General features: G+C 58.1%; 20 protein-coding genes. 1 reads left to right on the forward strand and 19 read right to left on the reverse strand.

The features are described from left to right. Window positions 1–3: 3 nt before the first annotated feature. The 19 genes from K1Y02_06535 to K1Y02_06625 all read right to left on the reverse strand — a co-directional run bounded on the left by K1Y02_06535 (window position 4) and on the right by K1Y02_06625 (window position 20,087). Window positions 4–783, reverse strand: coding sequence for an SDR family oxidoreductase (locus K1Y02_06535; GenBank protein ID MBX7256001.1), 780 nt, complete (start codon window positions 781–783; stop codon window positions 4–6). Between the two features lie 12 nt (window positions 784–795). Continuing rightward, entirely contained in the window at window positions 796–1,086 is a 291-nt protein-coding gene (locus K1Y02_06540; GenBank protein MBX7256002.1) for a hypothetical protein, read from the reverse strand. 16 nt (window positions 1,087–1,102) lie between these two features. Next, window positions 1,103–2,059, reverse strand: a complete 957-nt coding sequence (locus K1Y02_06545; protein MBX7256003.1) for a thiamine pyrophosphate-dependent dehydrogenase E1 component subunit alpha — start codon at window positions 2,057–2,059, stop codon at window positions 1,103–1,105. A gap of 19 nt (window positions 2,060–2,078) precedes the next feature. Then, window positions 2,079–3,059 carry an alpha-ketoacid dehydrogenase subunit beta gene (locus K1Y02_06550; GenBank protein MBX7256004.1) on the reverse strand — a complete coding sequence of 327 codons (981 nt, stop codon included), beginning with the start codon at window positions 3,057–3,059 and terminating at the stop codon, window positions 2,079–2,081. A gap of 11 nt (window positions 3,060–3,070) precedes the next feature. After that, a complete protein-coding gene (locus tag K1Y02_06555) occupies window positions 3,071–3,874 on the reverse strand; it encodes an MBL fold metallo-hydrolase (GenBank protein ID MBX7256005.1) in 804 nt (267 codons plus the stop codon). Between the two features lie 14 nt (window positions 3,875–3,888). Next, on the reverse strand, window positions 3,889–4,686 hold the full coding sequence (locus tag K1Y02_06560) for a fumarylacetoacetate hydrolase family protein (GenBank protein ID MBX7256006.1): 798 nt from the start codon (window positions 4,684–4,686) through the stop codon (window positions 3,889–3,891). Between the two features lie 36 nt (window positions 4,687–4,722). Next, complete coding sequence (locus K1Y02_06565) at window positions 4,723–5,679, reverse strand: C-terminal binding protein (GenBank protein ID MBX7256007.1); 957 nt, start codon at window positions 5,677–5,679, stop codon at window positions 4,723–4,725. A 43-nt stretch (window positions 5,680–5,722) separates the two neighbouring features. Then, window positions 5,723–6,736 (reverse strand): Ldh family oxidoreductase, encoded by a 1,014-nt coding sequence (locus K1Y02_06570; protein MBX7256008.1) that lies wholly within the window; start codon window positions 6,734–6,736, stop codon window positions 5,723–5,725. A gap of 17 nt (window positions 6,737–6,753) precedes the next feature. Then, window positions 6,754–7,926, reverse strand: coding sequence for a hypothetical protein (locus K1Y02_06575; protein MBX7256009.1), 1,173 nt, complete (start codon window positions 7,924–7,926; stop codon window positions 6,754–6,756). Further along, a complete protein-coding gene (locus tag K1Y02_06580; GenBank protein ID MBX7256010.1) occupies window positions 7,923–8,588 on the reverse strand; it encodes a bifunctional 4-hydroxy-2-oxoglutarate aldolase/2-dehydro-3-deoxy-phosphogluconate aldolase in 666 nt (221 codons plus the stop codon). Before K1Y02_06580 ends, K1Y02_06575 begins: the two co-directional genes overlap by 4 nt. A gap of 15 nt (window positions 8,589–8,603) precedes the next feature. After that, on the reverse strand, window positions 8,604–9,632 hold the full coding sequence (locus K1Y02_06585; GenBank protein MBX7256011.1) for a sugar kinase: 1,029 nt from the start codon (window positions 9,630–9,632) through the stop codon (window positions 8,604–8,606). Between the two features lie 20 nt (window positions 9,633–9,652). Beyond that, entirely contained in the window at window positions 9,653–10,837 is a 1,185-nt protein-coding gene (locus tag K1Y02_06590; GenBank protein MBX7256012.1) for a hypothetical protein, read from the reverse strand. A gap of 20 nt (window positions 10,838–10,857) precedes the next feature. Continuing rightward, window positions 10,858–12,243 carry a sugar porter family MFS transporter gene (locus tag K1Y02_06595; GenBank protein MBX7256013.1) on the reverse strand — a complete coding sequence of 462 codons (1,386 nt, stop codon included), beginning with the start codon at window positions 12,241–12,243 and terminating at the stop codon, window positions 10,858–10,860. Window positions 12,244–12,303: 60 nt separating this feature from the next. Next, complete coding sequence (locus tag K1Y02_06600) at window positions 12,304–13,134, reverse strand: glucose 1-dehydrogenase (protein MBX7256014.1); 831 nt, start codon at window positions 13,132–13,134, stop codon at window positions 12,304–12,306. A 58-nt stretch (window positions 13,135–13,192) separates the two neighbouring features. Continuing rightward, the gene (locus K1Y02_06605; protein ID MBX7256015.1) at window positions 13,193–14,200 is read right to left on the reverse strand and encodes a LacI family transcriptional regulator; all 1,008 of its coding nucleotides are present in this window, start codon (window positions 14,198–14,200) and stop codon (window positions 13,193–13,195) included. 23 nt (window positions 14,201–14,223) lie between these two features. Further along, the gene (locus K1Y02_06610) at window positions 14,224–15,276 is read right to left on the reverse strand and encodes a C-terminal binding protein (protein MBX7256016.1); all 1,053 of its coding nucleotides are present in this window, start codon (window positions 15,274–15,276) and stop codon (window positions 14,224–14,226) included. Between the two features lie 124 nt (window positions 15,277–15,400). Further along, window positions 15,401–17,533, reverse strand: a complete 2,133-nt coding sequence (locus K1Y02_06615; protein ID MBX7256017.1) for a glycoside hydrolase family 32 protein — start codon at window positions 17,531–17,533, stop codon at window positions 15,401–15,403. Between the two features lie 1,281 nt (window positions 17,534–18,814). Continuing rightward, a complete protein-coding gene (locus K1Y02_06620; GenBank protein ID MBX7256018.1) occupies window positions 18,815–19,030 on the reverse strand; it encodes a hypothetical protein in 216 nt (71 codons plus the stop codon). Between the two features lie 166 nt (window positions 19,031–19,196). Continuing rightward, a complete protein-coding gene (locus K1Y02_06625; protein MBX7256019.1) occupies window positions 19,197–20,087 on the reverse strand; it encodes a prepilin-type N-terminal cleavage/methylation domain-containing protein in 891 nt (296 codons plus the stop codon). A 536-nt stretch (window positions 20,088–20,623) separates the two neighbouring features. Here K1Y02_06625 and K1Y02_06630 point away from each other — a divergent pair. Beyond that, the gene (locus K1Y02_06630) at window positions 20,624–21,103 is read left to right on the forward strand and encodes a CoA-binding protein (GenBank protein MBX7256020.1); all 480 of its coding nucleotides are present in this window, start codon (window positions 20,624–20,626) and stop codon (window positions 21,101–21,103) included. The last annotated feature ends 24 nt before the right edge of the window (window positions 21,104–21,127 follow it).

Genomic DNA, 21,127 nt, shown 5'->3' on the forward strand with positions numbered 1-21,127 from the left:
GGACTAAAAATCCCGGGAGAAACCACATGTCCAGCCGCCGTCGACGATCAAGTTGTGTCCGTTAACATACGAGCCGGCATCCGATGCCAGGAACAACACGGCATTGGCCATTTCTTGTGCTTCACCGGGCCGTCGCTGCGGAATAAATGAAGTCAGCCGATCTGCAACCTCTTTGTTGCTGTAGAAAAGTTGTCGCGTACCCTCTACAAGGGTCGAACCGGGCGAAATGCAATTCACGCGAATACCCAACGGCCCCAGTTCCGCGGCCATGGCTTCCGTCATGCGTATCACGCCGGCCTTTGCGGCGACATAACCGACTTGAAGCCGCAAAGGAATAACGCCCGCGATTGACGCCGTGTTGACGATGACGCCCGACTTCGCGGGAACCATGTAGGACGCTGCCGCTTTGCAGCAATAGAAGGCTCCGTCGAGATCGACACTGATGATTCGACGCCACACTTCGTCGGGATACTGATCGATGTTCACGCGCTCTTCCGGTTTTCCCGTGTTGATACCTGCGTTGTTTACCGCAATGTCGAGACGCCCATGCGCCTTCACTACCGCCGCGAAAACTTCCCGAACTTGCGCCGCGTTGGAGACGTCGCACGGATAGAAGGTAGCGGCGCCGCCGATCTCTCTGGCCGCGGCGCGCCCCTTCTCTTCTTGTATGTCCGCCAATGCAACGATCGCCCCGTTGCGCGCAAAGGTCTCCGCGACAGCCCGTCCAATCCCTTGCGCGGCGCCGGTGACTATCGCAATCTTCCCGCTCAAATCTGCTTGCATGAGCTACGTCCCTTACTTCTTGCCAAACTCGGCCAATACCTGTTCTACATCAACGACCTCGCCGGGCTCCGCGATAATGCCGATAGGTTCAAAACACTCGATCTCGCCATCCTCGGGTGTGGCAAGTATCTTGTACAGAACCCCCGTGAAATCCGACTCGACCTCCAACGTAGACTTGTCGGTCTGAACGTTCATCAGGAGCTCGCCCTTCTGAACCTTGTCGCCTTCGGCTTTCAGCCATTCGACGATTTCACCAACTTCCATGGTCTGCCCCAGCCGGGGCATTACGATAACGTGCGCCATAACCGTTTCTTCTCCTCTATCCTTTGGCGGTGAGCATCAAGGCTTCTTCTGGCTCTGGGAAGGGACTCTCAATCGCAAAAGCGCCGGCGGCTTCCGCCTCGGCGTCTGCCTTGGCAACCATGTCCTCGAATTCCTGCTCAGTAAGAACACCTTCTGTTATCAATTCATGCTTCCAGTATTCGATGGGGTCATGCTTGCGCGCTTCCACCACTTCTTCCTTCTTGCGATAGAGGGCGTCGTCACCTTCGTAGTGCCCGCGCACGCGATAGGTCTCGCAATCGATAAGCGTCGGACCTTCGCCTGCGCGCGCGCGCTTCACGGCGGTGCCCATTGCTTCGTAGACCTTGTCGACACAATTGCCATCAACACTGTAGCCGGGCATTTCGTAGGCCGCCGCGCGGTCGCCGATCTTGTGGATGGACGTGGATCGCCATACGGCCACGGAGGTTGCGTAGTGGTTGTTCTCACAAACGAATATGACGGGCAGCTTCCAAAGCGACGCGAGATTAAGGCTCTCGTGAAACGCGCCGTTGTTAACGGCGCCGTCGCCGAAGAAACTCACCGCGACGTGATCGGTCTTCTTCATCTTCATGGCAAGCGCGAGTCCCGCGGCGATTGGAATGCCCGCACCGACAATGCCGATGGTGCCCATAACGCCGATCTCCGGCTTGAACAGGTGCATCGTGCCGCCTTTACCGCTGCAACAACCGGTCTTGCGCGCGCACACCTCGGCGACCATTTCCTTCATGTCCATGCCCTTCGCGATGCAGTGTCCGTGTCCGCGATGGGTACTCGTGAGACAATCGTTGTGTGTGAGGTGATCGCAGATGCCCGCGGCTATCGCCTCTTGTCCCTCGTAGAGGTGCGCCGCGCACGGCACCTTGCCGTTCTTGTAGAGAATTGCCAACTGCAACTCCGCCTTGCGGATCCGCAGCATCGTGTCAAGCAGCCGGATTTTGGTTGTCTTATCCATAGTCGTAGTCTCCTCGAGCCTAAGCGCTCATCATGGCGCGCACGGCATCCACGACGCGCTCGGGGTTGGGAAACACATAATCCTCCAAGGGTGGGCTGAAAGGTATTGTTGTGTGCATCGTTGTGAGTTGCTTCGGCGGAACGCGCAGCGCATCCATCGCGTTCTCCACCGTATGCGCGATGATCTCGGACCCAAGTCCGCAGAATCGAAAACCTTCCTCAACAACTAGAAGGCGACCCGTCTTGCGAACCGACGTGAGAACCGCTTCCCCGTCGTAGGGCATCAGCGTGCGCAAATCGATCACCTCGACAGACACACCTTCCTTTTCCAACGTTTCGGCGGCCGTCAGACTGAATCCGACCATGGCCCCGTTCGTCACGATAGTGAGGTCCTTTCCCTCGCGTTTCACCTCGGCGACTCCAATCGGAACCTCATAGGGTTCCTCAGGGACTTCGCCGCGTGTGTTAAAGAGAAGTTTGTGTTCGAGATAGATGACGGGGTCATTATCACGAATCGCCGCGATAATGAGTCCCTTTGCATCGTGGGGCGTGCTCGGCAGCACCACCTTCAAGCCCGGCGTGTTGATGAACCACGAGTAGAATGAGCCGGAATGATGCGCGGCATTCGACTTCGATTTGCCCGTCGACATGCGGTAGACAACCGGCACCTGTACCTGGCCGTTCGAGATATAGCGAAGCTTGGCTGCCTGATTGCAGATCTGGTCCATGGCGAGCATGGAGAAATCGATCCACATCAGATCGGCGATGGGCCGCATCCCCAACAAGGCCGCGCCCACGGCTGTTCCCGCAATGGCCAGCTCCGAAATCGGCGTATCACGCAGGCGCTCCTCGCCAAACTGGGCGCACAAGCCGTCCGTCTGCTTAAACGCGCTACCGTGCGGCCCCACGCCTTCGCCCATCACGAAGACCGAGGGGTCGCGTTCCATCTCCTGGCGCATGCCTTCACGCAGCGCCTCGACAAAACGTATCCTTCTGCTCATAGAATTTCCTTCTACGACACCGGGCGGATCGCCGCAATGTCTTGTGTTGTACAACGAAAACCTTCACCGGGAGTCAATAACCGCACGGGAACGTGCGGACACCGCCGGCTGCATGCTTGGATGAACGATTCCGGATCGCCGTTGTGCTCCTTGAACATCCAGAAGTGACAGGGGACAACGACGCGTGGCGCTATGAGCGTCGTGAGTTCCGCGGCCTGCTCGGCATCGAGATTTCCGAAGCGGCCGTTGATACATGTCAGAAGGACATCGGGCTTGCGGTCGATCAGTGGCTGCATCAACGGGATATTAAGTGCCGTATCCGCCGTGTACAGTACGCGCACACCGCCGAAATCGAAGAGCAGCGAAAGCGCCGTCGGCGAGAGATCGCCGTGGTCCGCGCGTGCGGTGTGCACCTTCACACCATCCAGTTCGTAGCACGCGCCTGCCTCCAGCAGGATACGGCGATCCGGCATAATGCCCATCTTCTCGTACTCGGGAACACACGCGATGGTGCCCGCAAACCGGCACGCCGGGTTGTTGCTCGCGATCACGGGCAACGCATCTGTGTCGAGGTGATCGAGGTGCTCGTGCGAACTCACAAGCCAGTCGGCGCGCACGTCCTCCGCCGCGATTGGCGCGAGCGAAAGCCGCTTGAAGCCGAATGCCTTCTCCACGACGTTGGAGAGGTACGGGTCTACATAGATGACCTTGCCCGCGGCATTCTTGAATACGAATCCCGCTTGCGCAAGCCACCACAGGGCCACGCCGCCCTCTGGCACGCGTGTGTCGTCTATTTCGGTTGCGAGTGTCTTCATTTGAGTTCTCGAGTTTATGAACTGGCCACCATCCGGTTGCGAAGCGTTCCCACCTTGTCGATAACGACCTCACACACGTCGCCGGGGCGAAGCAGCCGGGGCGGTTTGCGGGCAAGGCCGATGCCGCTCGGCGTACCGGTGTACAACACCGTTCCGGGAAGCAAGGTCATCGTTTTGCTGAAATAGCTGACAAGATATGCGACGCTGAATACCATGTCCTTGGTCGACTGGTTCTGCATTTCCTCGCCGTTCAAGAGCATGCGCACGCGCACGTCGCTCACGTCCACGTCCGTGACCACGTAGGGGCCGATGGGGGCAAAGGTGTCTACGCTCTTCGCGCGCGCCCATTGTCCATCGCTCTTCTGACAATCGCGCGCCGAGACGTCGTTACCGCAGGAGTAGCCAAAGACATAGCTCAGCGCATCTTCGACAGAGACGTTCTTCGCCGCTTTGCCGATGATGGCTACCAGCTCTCCCTCGTAATCGATGAACTCGGGAGCTATTGCGGGGATGACGACGTCGCATTCGTGCGCATTCAAGGCCGAAGTGGCCTTGATGAACAGCAAAGGTGCCGATGGCAGTTCGTCCGCCGTTTCCGCGGCGTGTTCGCGATAGTTGCGGCCTACACAAAGTATGTTGGGAGGATCGACTGGGGCTAGGTAACGGACGATGTCTTTTTCGGCAAGGACCTCACCCGTCGGTTCCGGTTTATCGAACAAGCCGCCTTTCAGGACACGTATCTCACCCTGGTCACCCACCAAACCATAAACGCCTTTGGGATGCCCCGCACTTGTGAATCGAACAAACTTCATATCTATAACTCCTCTTGAGGTTCTAATGTTGTTTCGTTACACAAGCCGCGAGACGGGGTCTTTGCCAAGCAGAAAATCGCGTGCCGCCTCGGCCGCTTTCGTCTGAAGCATGTCCACGGCCTTCTCCGACACCGATGCGGCGTGGCTTGTAAGTATCACGTTGTTGAATTCGCGCAACGGACTGCCAGCGGGTAGCGGCTCGACTTCGAACACGTCCAGCCCCGCGCCGCCAAGCTGACCTGATCTCAGGGCTTCAATCAACGCAGGCTCGTCAACGACCGGTCCGCGCGACGTGTTGATCAAAATGGCGCCGCGCTTCATCTCGGCCAGCGTATCTTTGTTCATCAAATGCGTCGTCTCGTTGACGAGCGGACAGTGCAGCGAAACGATGTCCGACTTGGCCAGGAGTTCCTTGAACCCAACCGGCTTGACGTTGCATTCCGCAAAGGCTTCCGGCTTGAGGAAGGGATCATGCGCCACAATGTTGAATCCAAACGCGGCAGCCTTGCGCGCGAGATTCCTGGCTATCTTGCCAAAGCTCACCAACCCCAGGGTCAGATCGGTCGGGGCGGGAATCGGCCGAAACGGGTTCACGCCCCAGCCGCCCTGAAGGATCTGAGCGTGGTCCTGCGGTATGCGCCGGCACAGCGAGAGAATCATGGCCAGCGCGTGGTTTGCGACTTCTTCGACGCAGAAGTCGGGCACGTTTGCCGCCACGACCTTGAGGTCCTTCGCGGCTTCGAGATCGAAGTTGTTGACGCCGACACCATACCGCACGATGCAGCGCACATTTGGCAACGCTTCAAGCACGCGCCGCGTGACAGGCGCCCACTGGACGAGAAGCACGTCGGCATTGCCACACGTGCGAATGACATCGTCTTCCGTCTTACAGATGGGTTGAACGGTCTCGAGTTCAAATCCCGCCGACTCGATGATCCTGCGTTCGAAGTCGATGTTTGGGAATCCATGATCGGTAATGATGACTTTCTTCACGGGTACTCCTCCCTTTCGTGAATAATTGCTTAGCTGCCCAAGACTACTTTGGGGCCAGCGCGTTCAGTTCGTTCCAGAGTTGCTCGTCCAAGGGTATGCCGCTCTCAGAGCGCTCAAGCGATCGCAAGTACTCCGGTTCGCCCGGAGCCAGCACGCGCTCGAAACCTTCGGCCGTGGGTGCGGCGTGCAATGCCGTAACCATCGCCGCGACTTGATCGCGAAACGTATCACCGCCCGCGAACCGGTGATAGTCCAACGCTCCGACCAGGTGGCACAGATTACGTTTCTTGTCGAGGTCACCGTACATGATCGGAATGTTCGGACCGAATGCTCCGCCGGAGAGCAGGCCGGTCAGCACGTCAATGACAGCCCCAAGGCCGTATCCCTTGGCTCCGGCCGCGGGCGTCCAGAAAGTGGCCTTGTGCGGATCGGTCGTGGGCTTGCCATCGCTGTCCAGCGCCCACGTAGGCGGAATCGGTCTGTTCTCCATCCGCGCTTTGTAGACATGCCCGCCCGCGACGGTGCTTGTGGCCATGTCCAGAACAACCGGCGATCCCGATCGCGTCGGCACCCCGATACACAGCGGGTTCGACCCGAAGAACGGCAATCGGCCGCCGAAGGGCACAACACCTTTGTCGGTCTGCGTAAAGACGAATCCGATCATTCCGGCATCCATGGCGCGGTGCGCAAAGAATGACAGTGCCCCGCAATGGTTGCTGTGATTGACGCCCACGAACGCAACACCCGCGTCACGCGCGAGATCAATCGCAACACCCATCGCGTCCCACGTCGTGACGGGACCAAACCCGTGGTCCCCGTCAACGGTCGCCGTAGCGGGACCCGTTTGCTCAATGACGGTATTGGGCCGTGGATTGATGGATCCAGCATCGACACGCGAAACGTAGTGAGGAATACGCATGACGCCGTGCGAATCCGTGCCTCGCAGGTTCGCATGCACCAGACAATCGGCCATAACGCCTGCGTCGCGCGCAGACAATCCACGGCCGGCAAAAATCGATTCCACAAGCGCTTTGAGGTCGGCAGCACGTACGTTCATAGGGTGAGCTTCGCTTTCTATTTCGAGTTGTGGCCGGCTTCAAAGAGGGCCACCAGGTTTTCGAACGGAATATCCGGAGTCAAGACATTGGCCGGTCCAAGAAGCAGCGCGCCGCCAAACGGTGTACCCAATGTGTCAATGATGCGGTGCACTTCGTCCTTTACGCGCGCGGGAGTCTCGTTCAGAAGCAAGTCCTGAATGTCCACCGCCCCGCAAAACGCAAGTGAGCCGCCGAATTCCCTTGCAAGGTGTTCAATGTCCATCGCCCCCGGCTGCACGGGGTCCAATACGTCTAAACCGATATCGACGAGGTCGCCTACAATGTCCGTTACATTGCCGCAACTGTGAAAGATCGCTTCCATACCGAGCGCGTGAATCTCGTCGAATGCGCGCTTGTAGTAAGGCTTAAAGATAGACCGCCAGAGTTCGGGCGAAATCATCAATCCGCTCTGCGAACCCCAATCGTCGGTCATAAACACGCCGTCCGCGCCAAGCGCGGCCCACTGCCGGATCATCTGAAGAAGGTATTCTTCAAGCGCGTCCAGAAGCCGGCGCGTCTCCGATTCGTAGATGTAGAAATCAGTAAATACGTTCTCCATCCCGCGCAACGAATGAAGCCGCTCGAACAGCGCGAGATGGACTATCCCAAAGCAGTATTTCGAGTCTTTGTGCATCGACAAGATGCGCTCGCCTTCAGCGAGCCGGCCAGGCACATCCGCCTTGGGCATCGTCTCACGCAGATACGTGTCGAGTTCGGACCAGTCCTTAAGCGGATGATCCATGGGAGTCGCGCCGACTCCGCCAAACGCATGACCCCAGCGAGTACCCCATTCATCGACCCATTCCATGCTCCGCATCAACGCTTCCACGGTGTTGATTCGCGGCGATTTCTCAGGCGCTTGATACCCAACGGTGATGTCGTAGGGAATCACGGCGATGACGTCGTCCGGATATAAATCGAACAGGTCAGCGAGCATATCGCCGTACTTCAGAATGATGTCCAGGGAAAGGCGTTTGTTGCGAACGGGACAACGCGGAGCCCCTTTGCGGCGCAACGCATCTCTGACCCATAGTTTGGAGTCCGGGGCCGAACGCTGCGACGCGTGCAATCGCGCCTCAAATGCCGCGATACGAAATTCCATCTCCTGAATCGGCAGGTGTCTGAAGTCTGCAACTTCGACGGTATTCAAGACGTGCTCTCCCCTGCTTTCATACGTCGCACTGCGGCCGTCCATTCCCGCGCGCAATCTGTGATCTCCGTGAAGCGCCGGTTTTTGACAGCGTCCGCCAAAGGCATCTCGGTAGTCACGCCCGCAACGCCGGCGTATGCGCCGACGGCATAGTAGTCGTTCATGTTGTGGATGGTAATACTGCCCGCGGGCATGATGCGCACACCCGGGAACGGTCCCTGCATGAAGTAGACGAATCGCGGTCCAACCATGTCGCACGGAAAGAGTTTGATGAGATCCGCGCCCATGCGCATGGCATCGGCAACTTCGCTGGGCGAGAAGCAGCCGGGCGCAGACACAACGTTCGCGTTCACTGCTTCTTCCACCACCGGCGCATACAGGTTCGGCGACACAATGCCCTGCGCGCCATTATCGATGGCCGCCTTCGCTTGCTCGCGCGTCGTGACCGTTCCCGCGGAAACAACGATGCGGTCGCCGTGCCGCTCGCGCAATCGCCGGATAATCCCCGGCGCGCCCTCGGTTGTGAATGGAACTTCCAGGAGCGTCGCGCCGCCTTCAATCAGCGCATCGAATGTCTCTTCCGTCTGCTTGGGCGTGTCGCCCCGCAGAATAAGGACCAACCACTCCTCATGAATACGTTTCAGCAGTACTTCTTTGTTCACGGCTGTTTCCTTAACTCAACGCTGTACGCGGCCACCCTGGCCGCCCGCGAGCAATTGCTCTACTTCGGCAAGACTCACCAAATTGAAGTCACCGGGTATCGTGTGCTTGAGACATGCGGATGCGGCGGCAAACTCGACAGCATCCTGAACGGACGCGCCCAGCAGCAGCTTATAGATGATGCCCGCCGCAAACGCGTCTCCGGCTCCAACGCGGTCAACGACTTCTATTTCGTATGTCTTGCTGAAACCGTTTCCATCACGACCGCTGAGCATTCCCGCATACTGCGTCAGCGATGCCGACTGCCCTCCGCGCAGCGTCATGGCGACGTGCGAGCAGCCAAATCGGTCGCGCAATTGCCCGGCGACATAGGCGCTATGCGCCGCCTCGTCGCCAGCAAGTCCCGCCGGCGCTTCGATTCCAAACAACTTTCGCGCGTCTTCAATGCCGCAAATGAGAACGTCTACACGTCCCATCAATCTGGAGAGTACGCGGCCGGCCTCCTCGGGACTCCACAGCTTGCTGCGGTAATTGCAGTCACAGCTTGCGACAACCCCAACAGCCCGCGCCGCATCCAATGCGTCTTCGAGTACGGCAACGACGTTCGCGCCGAGTGCGGGCGCGGTACCCGAGAAATGGAACCACTGTTTGCCCGAAAGAATGGCCTTCCAGTCAAACTCGGACGTAGTCACCTCGCGAATGCTGCTGTGGTTGCGGTCGTAAATCACGTTGGATGGGCGCTGCGAAAACCCGGTTTCCACGTAAAGAATGCCAAGGCGATCGCCCCCGCGCACAATAAAGTCCGTGCGTATGCCGAACCGGCGCAGGTAATTCACACAGGCCTGCCCAATCTCGTGTTCGGGCACTTTGGATACGGCATAGGCTTCGATGCCAAATTCGGCGAGCGAAGCGGCCACGTTCGCCTCCGCGCCGGTATAGCGCGCGGTGAACGTCTCTGCCTGGGTGCATCGCTGAAATGCGGGCGGGTCGAGCCGCAACAGCAACTCGCCAAACGTAACTACGGCCTTATCCGATTTCGAGTTCATATGTCCTTCCAAGTTCCGCGCTACACGTCCGCGGACAAAAGCGTATGCGCGATGTTCAGCACACGGTCCGCGGGTCCACGAAATGCCCAGACTTGCGCGGCATCGTCGCATCGAAGCGCGCCGGTCCCGCCGATAGCGGGGATGTGGTACTCGAGTTCGCTGAACGCTCCCAGCGAGCTGTTTACGTTGCAGGCCTGAGTGGAGTATCCAAGATCGTTCGGGTCTTTCCACGGCGCGTCGACGTAGTCGCCCGAAGGGTTCACCGTAAAGTTGCGCACGATAAGCGAGGAAACGTCGCCCGTGTTGTACAGGTATCCGACACGGCCGGCTGTCGCGATGGCTCGCACACCCAGCTTGTGCTCGCCTTGCGCGCGCATCTTGTATCGAATGAGCCGGTCACCGACAATGAGGTCGTCCCCCGATATCTCCCCGAACCAAATCTTCGGCGTCGTCTTGCTATACACTGGAATGACCAGGTCGCCGCCGTGCGGCATCTGCACAAGGTTCCATAAACCGACCTGGGGCGTCTCCGACTTGTCCGCGCCCAGAAGTTCACGTTGCGTCTTGATGAATTCCAACTGCGTTAACTGCGTGTATCCCGCATACGCGACGCCCGACTGATCGACGTTCTTCTCGTAGCGCAGGGGATTCGCCGCAGGGACTACGCACTTGGAGATGCGAAGCTCGACGTCGCGGTTGGGTCGCGACAGATGCAGTTTCAGCTCGTTGACGAGATACTGTCTTCCGTCCTGCTCCACGACGCTGTAATTGCCGGGATCCAACTCGCGAGGTTGGAAGTAAGTGGATGTTTCCGGGTACTCGGGCAAGAAGATGTCCACTTCCGGCGCGAGCCAGGTGCGATCGCCGCCGGAGTTCTTCCATGCCGTGCTTGCGTAGAATTCTCTGGCCGTATCAACCGAAGCGAGCGCAGGATGTGTCCAGTAGAAATTCTCTTCGCTACCCACCGCAAACAACCCAAGAACGCGGCCGCCGTAGGGAAGCAGAAGCACGGTAGTGCCATCGGGGTTCGTGATCACCCGTGGCGGTTTGCCAACCTTGGTGAGCACTTCAATGAGTCTGGCCTTGGGAATTGGCACTATGCCCGCCTGTGCCTCGGCGGCTAACGCTGGAGACGCCACAGCCGCCATATACAAAGCGCCGGCGCCTTTCACGGACACTTCGAGAAACTCTCTGCGACTCTTCATGGCGAGACCCTCCCTTTCAATCAGGATTGCTTACGCTTCCACGAAGCCGATATCTCTTCTAAGGTACGTCCTTTTGTCTCCGGCAAGACCCACAGGCCGAAGAAGAAAGAGAAAATGCAGACTACGGTAAATAACCAGAACGCGCCGCCGACAGAACCGGTCATGCGCGTTGAATAGCCCGTGATGATGGGAAACACCCACGTCCCGCTGAGAATGGTGAACCATAGAAACGCTGTCGTAATCGATACCGCTTTGGCGCGCAGACGCGTTGGGAAAATCTCTGACATCATCAGCCACGGCAGCGGTCCAAGAGCCAACCCGTGGGGAATGGTGCAAAGAATGATCACGAGCAACACAAGGCCACCGCTAAGGTGGAAGTGGAAGACGGCTCCGGCCAACGCGGTCACAATAGCCATAAGAACCGAAGCGAATAACCACAGCGGACGCCGCCCCACGCGGTCGACCGTCCAACACGCAATCGCAGTGACAATGCCCATGAATCCATAGGTCACCGCAAACTGCAAGAATGCAATGGAGCGGTCCTGCAAGCCGGATGCTTCAAACAGCATGGGAATGTAACCACCCATGACGCTCCAACCGGTCCAATTGTTGAAGATCGCGAGCATGAGTCCGATGAAAAGGGCAAAGCGCATACCCGGAGCAAACAGGTCCGACCAACTGCCTGTGTCCTCTTGGAGCGATTCGCGAATGGCCGCCATTTCGGACTCCGCCGATGCAGGTCCGTCGACGCGCGTGAGGATGGCCTGGGCCTCCTCGTGACGGCCACGGCTCGCAAGCCAACGCGGGCTTTCAGGCAGCATCGCAAGCAGGACGATAAACACGGCGACGGGAAGCAGTTCCGATGCGAACATCCAACGCCAACACACGTCTTCAGGGGTGTATTTCACAATTAAGAAGGAGACAAAGGGCGCCGCAACACTACCCACCACGATGGCGAGCTGGTACATAACCCCGAGTCCGCCGCGCATCCTCGGCGGCGCGAGTTCGGAAATATACATGGGCGAGGCCACGGAGCAGAGTCCAACGCCCACGCCGCCGACGATGCGAAAGACATTGAATGTAACGATATCATTCGGAATCGCGGTGAAGATGGACCCTATGCCCAACAACGCGCACGCAACCATCATGGTCTTGTTTCGTCCAATCGCGTCGCACAACCACGAGCCGATGAACGGCCCGATGATGCAACCCAATGAAGCGCTTGCCGTGGCAAAACCGAATCCCACTTCCGTGAGTTGGAACACCTCTTTCAAATAGAGATTGGCCCCGCAAACAATGGCCAGGTCGTATCCGAAGAGGAACCCTCCTACGGATGCGACAAACGCGACGGCAAATGCATACAGCTTGGACTCGCCGTTACCGGCGGCCTGCTTGCCTGGGCCCATGAGACTCCCTCCCCTCAGTAGTTCTCCAACGTCAACCGTTCATGCCCGTGCAGTGCTGAATCAGATTCCCGGCAGGTATCCCGTTCCGAAACGAGCCGAAGACTCGTTGCGGAAATCGGAAATCAACGACATCAACGAAGTGGTGCCTCCATCCGCGACAATGGTCTGCCCGACCACATACCCGGCATCTTCGGAGCACAGAAACACCGCCAATTTGGCGATATCCAACGGCACCCCCGAACGTCCCAACGGCACCTTTTCGGCGGCATCCTTCTTGGCGCCCACTTCGCTGAAGCCGGGTAGTACCTTGTAGTAGTTTTCGACCGTGACCCAGCCGGGTGCGATGGCATTGATTCGAATGCCTTTGTGCGCCAATTCGACGGCAAGCGCCCGCGTGTACGCAATGATTGCGCCCTTGGTGCCCGCGTATACCGAGTGTTCCGGCGCACCCTGTACGCCGTGAATCGACGTGATGTTGCAGATGGCGCCGCCGCCGTGCTCCATCATGTCTTCAACGATGCGTTGCGTGAGGAAGAACTGTGCCCGGATATTCACGTGATACATCCGGTCGAATTGCTCTCGCGTGACCTTCAGAAAGGGTTTGTTAAAGGTGATGCCTGCGTTGTTCACGAGGCAATCCACACCCCCCAGAAACTCCAGCGCGGATTTACCCAGCGCTTCAACGTCATCCACGTTATCGAAGTCCGCCCGAAATGCCGCAGCCCTCCGCCCCATGGCGGCAATCTCTTCAACGGCGCTTTTCGCGCCGGCGTCGCTGTGCGCGTAGTGCAACACCACATCCGCACCTTGGCGCGCGAATTCCAGCGCGATCTCGCGTCCGATTCCCGTGCCCGAACCGGATACCAGCGCCCGCTTCCCTGCCATCTTCATCGCAGCACTCATGCCCCCTCCTCCTACCGTGATGTGTCGCCGGACAAATTCTCCCCGCTCATTCCAGCGGCGCAGTCGATTCGCGAACCACCAGTTCAACGCCCAGCTTCGTGGTTCCTTGAGGCACCTCTTTGCCTGCCAACATATCCAGAAGCGTGCGCACGCACAGATCGGCAATCTGCTTCGCCGGGAAACGAACCGTCGTCAACGGAACACGAAGCATATCGGTGCCAGGCATATCTCCGTTCCCCACGAGCGAAATGTCTCGGGGAATCGACAGCCCCGCCGCGAATATCGCGCGCATCGCCCCGCGCGCCACCACGTCATGACGCGTGAGCAATGCCGTCGGGCGATCCTTCGCCTTAAGCATGTCTGCCACACACGCTTCGGCGGCGGATTCACTGAAATCGACTTCCACAAAGAAGCGCCGGTCCAGCAGAATTCCCGAACTGGAAAACGCGTCTTCCACGCCCCTCAATCGCTGCTTTCCAACCGTGGTAATCCGGGGAATACCCAGATAGCCAATTCGCCGATGCCCCAGATCGATCAAATGCTGAGCCGCCAGCCTCCCCGCTCCGTAGTTGTCCCCCGTGATCTGAGGAACGGAAACTCCGTCGATTTGGCTGTCGAGAATCACCAGCTTGGCGCCGGTTTCGATCAACTCTCGAAAAGCCTCGGGATCGGTCATCGCCCCAGGAACGGCGATGACGCCGTCCACGCGATTCTTCATAAGGCGATCGAGCACCGAGTCGTCTTTGCCCGTTTCGTTTTCGCTCATGAGCAGCAGCGTGGAATATCCGCCCGCGCGCAATCCGCGCTCCACCGCCTCGATACCCGTATGTGACGCGTAGTAGATGCTGGGTTTTGCCAGCACGCCGACCAGGTTGGTCTTTCCATGGGTCAGGCTGCGGGCAATATAGTTGGGACGATATTTCATGGATGTGGCGAGGGATTGAATGCGTTCCCTCGTTCCGATGGAAATGTCCGGCTTGCCTGAGAGCGCCCTCAATACCGTTGAGCGACTCACTCCAGCCACGCGCGCAATGTCATTGACCGTACACGCCATGAGCTTCCTCACACACGTTTTGGTTACGCACTACATACTCGAATCACGTTCTTATTCAGACAATCTTCGGGAAGTTCCCCCCGAAGCAATGCATCAAGATTGAGCGCTGCGCGGCGTTGCAGCTCGCGGCTTGCGCGTTGGCTGTACCACGCATAATGCCCCGTGGCAACCACACGCGGATGCGCAAGCATCTCGTCTCGATTCGATTTGGGCGGTTCGTCTTCGAATACGTCGAGGCCCGCGGCAAAAACGCGGCCCGACGTAAGCGCCTCCGTCAGGGCCTCTTCATCCACGACGGGTCCTCGCGCGGTATTGATAAGAATCGCGTTGGGCCGCATGGCGCCCAGCGCTTTAGCGTCGATTAGATGATGCGTCTCGTCGGTGAGATTGCAGTGGAGACTTACGACGTCGCTAACGTCCAGGAGCCGCTCCAACGAGAATGACTCGACACCGAGCTCCGAGAAGCGCGTCGGCGGGATATACGGGTCGCACGCGACCACGCTTCCGAACAACGCCCGCGCCTTGGCGCACAGGGCGCCGCCGATACGGCCAAGACCGACTATGCCCAGCGTCAACTCGTGCAACTCGGGCATGTGAAACGTTGGGGCGGCGGCGTAGTGCGGGCGCAAACCCGCCATGCCCGCGCGAAGGCCGCGAACGCAGGCGAAGATGAGTGCCAGCGCGTGATCCGATACGGAGTGATTGGCGTAGCCTTGAACGTTGCAGACGGGAATGCCCCGCGCGGTGACTGCGGCAAGGTCGATGTTGTCGTAACCCACCCCGTACCGGACAATCGCTTTCAGGGTCGTCGCGATATCGAGAAAGGCGTCATTGACGTTCGTCCACCTGACCAGCAACCCGTCGGCCCCGTGGGCAAAGGCCGCTTTGCCAGCCCAGTCGTGCCGATCCCCCGGAAAGACGTCCAGGGAATAGCCCGAAGCCCCCAAAATGGCCTGCTCCTGGTCAAAGGAATCGTAGCCCGTATCTATAACCACCACGCGTTTGTGCACGGTAAATGCCTTAATGCGCCGGTCTGCGGCACCCCGCCCCAGCCCCGATTCCAACCAGCCGCACATGTTGGCCGGGGGCCCGTAACCCGCCCAATTCCGTGCCGAACACGGTACCGGACTCGTGTCCGAAGCATAGTCTAACAAGATGCGTTTGTCAAGGGAGACGCCTAACCTCTTTGGATACGCCGAGTTACTGCGTCCAAGCCGACCGCAGTTCGCGCACCGCCAGTGACTTGGCTTGGGCCTTGCCCTCCTTGGAGACTACCTCCAAGGCCTGCTTTGACTCGTCGAAATGAAGACCCATAGGCATGTAGACCGCGCCGCGCTGTGCGAAGATTTCGATAGACATCCGATCGACGAGCAGGCGCAGTGAGAGTTCGCCGTTTTCGAGCTTTACGTTCGCGGACTTGTCGGCACAGGTCAGTTGCTCCTTGGCCACATCGTACTGGACAGGAATGCCACGAACGATGAAACCTACCTCTTTCGCGTCGCCGGGAACAAGAACGGCCTCAATGTCGAAGCAGTCGCCCTGGACTCCTTCGAGCAAGTTCGCGGAAAGCGCAACGTCTTTCCATTCCTTCTTGTTTGCGTAGAGCGACTCGATCTCGCGAACGGGCCACGCGCACATCCGCACGCCGTCAGACGTCGTACGAAGGGTCAGTTCGACGGGGAAATCCATCATTTGATTGAAGGGCATCGACTGGTCGCCGATGGTGCCCCAAGCAATCTGGATGCGGCGGCCATCCTCGACAGGGATGTTGTTATAGGTCTGCGACGCGTAGAAGCAGTTGCCGAACTGGAAGGGCAGTATTTGTGTTTCGGGCGTGTAGGTCTTGCCGTCGAACGTGCCGATGTAGTACTCGCCTGACGCGCCGTAGAGCACCCATTTCTTGTTGTTGGCATCGCCGTCGACGGGCAGTTCGAAGAGTTCGGGGCACTCGTGGAAACACGTCAACTCGCTTTGCTGTGTCCACTGTTTCAAATCCGGCGAATTGAAGATGGCCATGCGCTTGTCGTCGAGATAGAGCACGATCACCCAGCAATTGCCCGGCGCATACCAAAACGCTTTCGGGTCGCGGTTGCCGCCGTTGATATGCGCCTGCACCGGGTTGCCCGAATACTTGGTCCAGGAGCGGCCGCGGTCGTTGCTGTACGCGAGCGACTGCGTAAACGGTTGGTCTTCCGACCACCGGCCCGTTCCGCCTGCCGACGTGTAGACACACACAATCGGAGACTCGTCGCCAGTCTTGAATCCCGTCGTGTTGGCCTCATCAATGACGGCGGAACCAGAGAAGATGGTCCCAAGTTTATCGGGGTGAATGGCATCGCCTAACTCGGTCCAGTGCACAAGGTCCTTGCTGACCGCGTGACCCCACGTCATGTTTCCCCAGTTCCAACCAACGGGATTGTGCTGAAAGAACAGATGATACTCGCCCTTGTAGTAGACGAGTCCGTTCGGATCGTTGTTCCATCCGCGCTGTGGCGAGAAGTGGAATTGCGGACGGAGTCTCTCCTGGTACAGGTTTTCTCCGCCTATAAGCGATTCCGCGAGTGTGGCCTGTTTGAGGGCTGCGTCGGTCTCCAAACCGTCGGCCCACAGGGTCAGCGTATCGCCTTTGAACGCCGTCATGTCGATGGCTACCCAAAAGTCCGGAGTCGAATCGGTCAACTCGATGTCGTACTCGCGCAAAATCTCGTCACCGCGCAGAACGCGCAACAGCGATTTCGAAGCCCCATTCTTAATCGGCAGATTCAGAAAAGGCTTGTCGATCTGGATACTACGCCGCTGCTCGCTATTCATCGGTTCGTCCCCCAACACGATCTGATCCACGTTGATATGCCCCCAACCACCAGTACGCTTGTCTACGATTTGGATTGTGGCCTTCTTTCCGGCGAATTCGCGAACGTCCCACGACTGCCAACGGAGCCGTTCCGAACCGCCAGGCACATCGTTCGGACCTGTCGAGGTGCGAACTTGTTTACCGTCGATCAACAAGTCCATGCAGGTTTCGCCGGGGTACTTGCCGCCGCCGATAAGGAAGCTGATGCAGGGCTTGTCGATAACGAACTCGGGAGAGGTAAGCGTGCCGGTAGCGCCGTCGCCGTTGTGGAAGGAATTCACGAGGGCTTTGCCTTTGAAACCGGTCACGTCCATCTGGCCCTGGAGCGTTCCGCGCGCCGGGTGCGTGCCGAAGGCGTCGCCGGTCACTTTCCACGCGCCGTAATCGGTGTCCTCAAAATCCGCCAGGACCGTCGAGTCCGCAAACGAAGGCAGACACGCCAGCACCCCAACCACCATCGCCCCAATCCATGCCCGAAACATACGTATCCTCCCCTACCGTGCTCGATTGGACAAACGGACGCGTTGACTGTGTCCCCCGATCCCGCGTGTCCGCAATTACCAATAAGAAGGTACAGGGCGAAGGCACGAAACGCAATGCAGGGACCTGCCGCAAAAGAACACAAGGGACGCACAGCGCGGCATGACCGCAACCAAATTGACTCAACCACAGATGAACACCGATTAACGCCGATAAGAGGATCAACCAGACGCGTATGACTTCCCATGTTGTGGCAGAGTCTCCTGGTCCGCCGCGGCGGACCACTCCTAACGACCGCCAAATGTTGTGGCAGGGTCTCCCAGCCATGCGTTCCTATCTATATGCGCAAATCCGTTGCACTCTCCGCAGCGGTGGGCATGCCACGATAGCGACACCAACCTCGCGAAACGAGGGACTTGCGGACTGCGAAAGGCGGGAAAATAGAAGTATGAGGTGGACGCAACTCGCCGCGACGTGTATTCGTAGCGCGACCCACTTGGGTATCCTGAGCGGAACAACCTGCCAGCATCCCCTCTTGTCATCCTGAGCGGGGGAACCGCGCGAGCGCGGGTTTTGGTGATAGAAACGACGGGCAGGGAGTCGGCCCTGACTCGGCATCGGACAACATGTGATCTCGTTCACTACTCACACCGTCTGTTCCTCTTGCGCGCCGCACGGCGCAGAACATAATAGCCTGGGGCAGAGTCCTCCGAAGCCCCAAGACGCAGTCGAGGGGCGAAGGAGGACGCCGCCCCAGGTCAGCAGCCCACCCTAATAGCCGCTCTGAAGGAGCACCACATGCAAGAGACTCGGCTTGTTTCTCAGGAGCGAAGCGAAGGATCTGGCAATAAACTCACTGCACCAACCATCCGGTGCTGCGTTCACCTTCTGCTTTGTTCAAGCCAGATTCTTCGCTACGCTCAGAATGACAAATGGTTGTCTGTCTCTCAAGCGCCGTTCCTCAACCGCTGCGGTGTGGCATATCAGTGGTAGAAACAGAAGCCAAGCGGACGGCCTCTTCTCTTGAGTGCCGTAGGCACGGCAGACTCTAGCTTGGGGTGAGATTCGCGGCAACGACGTAAATCGAAACCCCAGGTTACAGCCCCCAATCAACGTGAGCCCTGTAAGGGCGAAAGCAACTTACACGATCCGTTTCTTAGGAGCGAAGCGAAGGACCTGGCAACTAACGCACTACGCCAACCACCGGGAGCTGCACTCCACTTTCTACTGTGTTCAAGCCAGATTCTTCGCTACGCTCAGAATGACAAGTGGTTGTCTGTCCTTCACGCGCCGTCCCTCAACCGCTGCGGTGTGGCATACCCACCTTTCCGCAACTCCTGCGAATCCGCCACGCCCTCCATCCGCCGCATCCCCGTCTTGCCTCGACCGAGTGCAACGAACTCGCGCATGTATACGGGGCGTTTCATACGAGGGCTAGAACCATGTCCACTGACGTTTGCGCCGGTTGCGTCGCCCGGACGGCTTGCGCGAGTGACCATTCTTCCGGGGCGCCCCCCTTGCCCCGTCACTGCCGGGGGCTTACGCCAAACAATTAATGCTCCCCCCGGCTGTTGCCGGGGGGAGCATCGCTCTTTGAATCTGTCTAGCTTGCCGCTTCACACGCCCGGCGTCATGTGACACCTTGCGCGCAAGCGGGGCCTTTGATTATATGGAGAAGAACAGGCCGACAGGCTTGCTGAATGGGCCTTCGTCGCCGGGATACTTCTGGAACGCGACGTGACCATCCATATACAGGGCGTTGCCGCCACCGGGGACGTGGTTGTAATCGGCGATTTCGTTGGAGATGCGATCGCACATGACGAAATTCTCGCTCTGGGCGCTTGCCGATGCGGCAGGATTGTTGATGTCGCTGATCAGGAAACGTTCGACACCCTCGCGCAAGCGGTAGATGGTTGTGCCACCGCCGTTACCGACCACGGCGTTCAGGGCGACGACCGTGGGAACGCTGGTCAGGTCGAGATCCTGCTCGAGGTCGCCCCACATAGCTTCTGCCGAAACCCAGGTCGTGCTTGTAATATCATCGACCGTGAGGAACATTGCGGCAAATTGGGAACTCACACCAGGATATACGGCTGCCAGGGTGGGATCATTTGCGCCAATCTTGTCCAGCATGTAACCGATGTAGAAGTAGCTCTGAGTATCGCCTTCGGAGAAATCTGTGCAGGTCGTCGTGAAGCAATAGTTCCCGTTCGCATCCTTTAGATCGTCAACGCTCGCCTGAGCATCGGACGGACAAATGAGGATGTTGGGGTCGGTAAGGTATTCGGGATACACACCCATCGGGATGTATTTCGAATCCTTGCTCTGTCCATTTGACGAGTCCCAGTAGATAGTGGCGAATGGCCATTTCTCGCCTTTGGACTCGTTGGCGTACATCTTGAAAATCAGGCCCCATTGCTTCAAGTTGTTTGCGCAGCTTGCGCGGCGGGCGGCTTCGCGGGCGCGGGCCAGCGCCGGAAGCAGAATTGCCGCCAGGATACCGATGATGGCGATCACGACCAACAATTCGATGAGCGTGAAACCTCTCTTCTTCATGACATCTCCCTTTCTTTTCAATGATGACTCCGCAACCACAACGCATACTCAAGAGTGGAACGCCTTCAGCGCGACCGTCTCTTGAGAGGTCTGACTCGGAGGTCAATCGGTGAGTACCCCCAACCGGTTAGGGGATTTCGCCGGTATGACATCGTTGTCGTAACACATTTATACCAGATCGTCTGAAATCTGTCAATACCGTCTCTGAGCAAGGTTTCTTATTCCTTATAACTAAACAAATCATTGTTGCATAATAATTTACGAATGGTTAGATTTGCGCGATCTTAGACGAAAAGTCTCCTCAAAACGCAAAAGTGCCTGGCATTGCCTGTCTATCGTTGTCTTTTTTTTGTTGGACATCCTTGTCGTGTCGGATTCCGTATTAACGTCATCGTTTTGTATCACGGAATCGGTCGGTAGATAAGGGTTGCCGTATGCAATGAGGTCCTCCCGCTTGAACTTTTTTGTGATGTGGAACCACACTGTCTGGGGGGGCAACGGGTGCAACATGAGGTCGGTAAAGGGGAGACTAGCTGATGCAAGCTTTGGTGCCTCCGCTGATACGTGAATTCCTTTCGCGGAAGCGGATTGCGGTTGCGGGTGTTTCGCGTGATAGCAAGGGAAGTCCGGCAAATGCAATCTATCGAAAGCTGAGTGATTCGGGATATGTGGTGTCCGCCGTGAATCCGAAATCGGAAGTGGTGGAGGGGGAGGTGTGCTACCCGGACCTCAAGTCGATTCCCGAATTGCCCGAAGCGGTTGTAACGGTTACGCAACCGGAGGCCACAATGTCTGTGGCCAGGCAGTGCGCGGAACTCGGGATTGATCTGTTGTGGATGCATCAGTCGTTCAGAATGCTGGGTACGAGCGTCTCCGAAGAAGCAGTCCGGTTTTGTGAAGAGCGCGGGATAAAAGTGATTCGCGGGGCGTGTCCTATGATGTTTGTTGAGCCGGTGGATGTGGCGCACAAGTGTGGCCGTTGGTTGCTACGCGCTACCGGCAGCCTTCCCAAGTGAAGACATCATTCGCCGCCGTTGAAG

Source organism: Candidatus Hydrogenedentota bacterium (assembly GCA_019695095.1).
Taxonomy (GTDB): Bacteria; Hydrogenedentota; Hydrogenedentia; order Hydrogenedentales; family SLHB01; genus JAIBAQ01.

Excerpts from the sequence above, each read along its gene's own strand:
- K1Y02_06535 (MBX7256001.1), bottom strand. The coding sequence starts at position 783 with ATGCAAGCAGATTTGAGCGGGAAGATTGCGATAGTCACCGGCGCCGCG.
- K1Y02_06540 (MBX7256002.1), bottom strand. The coding sequence starts at position 1,086 with ATGGCGCACGTTATCGTAATGCCCCGGCTGGGGCAGACCATGGAAGTT.
- K1Y02_06550 (MBX7256004.1), bottom strand. The coding sequence starts at position 3,059 with ATGAGCAGAAGGATACGTTTTGTCGAGGCGCTGCGTGAAGGCATGCGC.
- K1Y02_06585 (MBX7256011.1), bottom strand. The coding sequence starts at position 9,632 with ATGAACTCGAAATCGGATAAGGCCGTAGTTACGTTTGGCGAGTTGCTG.
- K1Y02_06605 (MBX7256015.1), bottom strand. The coding sequence starts at position 14,200 with ATGGCGTGTACGGTCAATGACATTGCGCGCGTGGCTGGAGTGAGTCGC.
- K1Y02_06545 (MBX7256003.1), bottom strand. The coding sequence starts at position 2,059 with ATGGATAAGACAACCAAAATCCGGCTGCTTGACACGATGCTGCGGATC.
- K1Y02_06620 (MBX7256018.1), bottom strand. The coding sequence starts at position 19,030 with ATGGTCACTCGCGCAAGCCGTCCGGGCGACGCAACCGGCGCAAACGTC.
- K1Y02_06590 (MBX7256012.1), bottom strand. The coding sequence starts at position 10,837 with ATGAAGAGTCGCAGAGAGTTTCTCGAAGTGTCCGTGAAAGGCGCCGGC.
- K1Y02_06600 (MBX7256014.1), bottom strand. The coding sequence starts at position 13,134 with ATGAAGATGGCAGGGAAGCGGGCGCTGGTATCCGGTTCGGGCACGGGA.
- K1Y02_06610 (MBX7256016.1), bottom strand. The coding sequence starts at position 15,276 with ATGTGCGGCTGGTTGGAATCGGGGCTGGGGCGGGGTGCCGCAGACCGG.
- K1Y02_06595 (MBX7256013.1), bottom strand. The coding sequence starts at position 12,243 with ATGGGCCCAGGCAAGCAGGCCGCCGGTAACGGCGAGTCCAAGCTGTAT.
- K1Y02_06625 (MBX7256019.1), bottom strand. The coding sequence starts at position 20,087 with ATGAAGAAGAGAGGTTTCACGCTCATCGAATTGTTGGTCGTGATCGCC.
- K1Y02_06615 (MBX7256017.1), bottom strand. The coding sequence starts at position 17,533 with ATGTTTCGGGCATGGATTGGGGCGATGGTGGTTGGGGTGCTGGCGTGT.
- K1Y02_06630 (MBX7256020.1), top strand. The coding sequence starts at position 20,624 with ATGCAAGCTTTGGTGCCTCCGCTGATACGTGAATTCCTTTCGCGGAAG.
- K1Y02_06560 (MBX7256006.1), bottom strand. The coding sequence starts at position 4,686 with ATGAAGTTTGTTCGATTCACAAGTGCGGGGCATCCCAAAGGCGTTTAT.
- K1Y02_06570 (MBX7256008.1), bottom strand. The coding sequence starts at position 6,736 with ATGAACGTACGTGCTGCCGACCTCAAAGCGCTTGTGGAATCGATTTTT.
- K1Y02_06555 (MBX7256005.1), bottom strand. The coding sequence starts at position 3,874 with ATGAAGACACTCGCAACCGAAATAGACGACACACGCGTGCCAGAGGGC.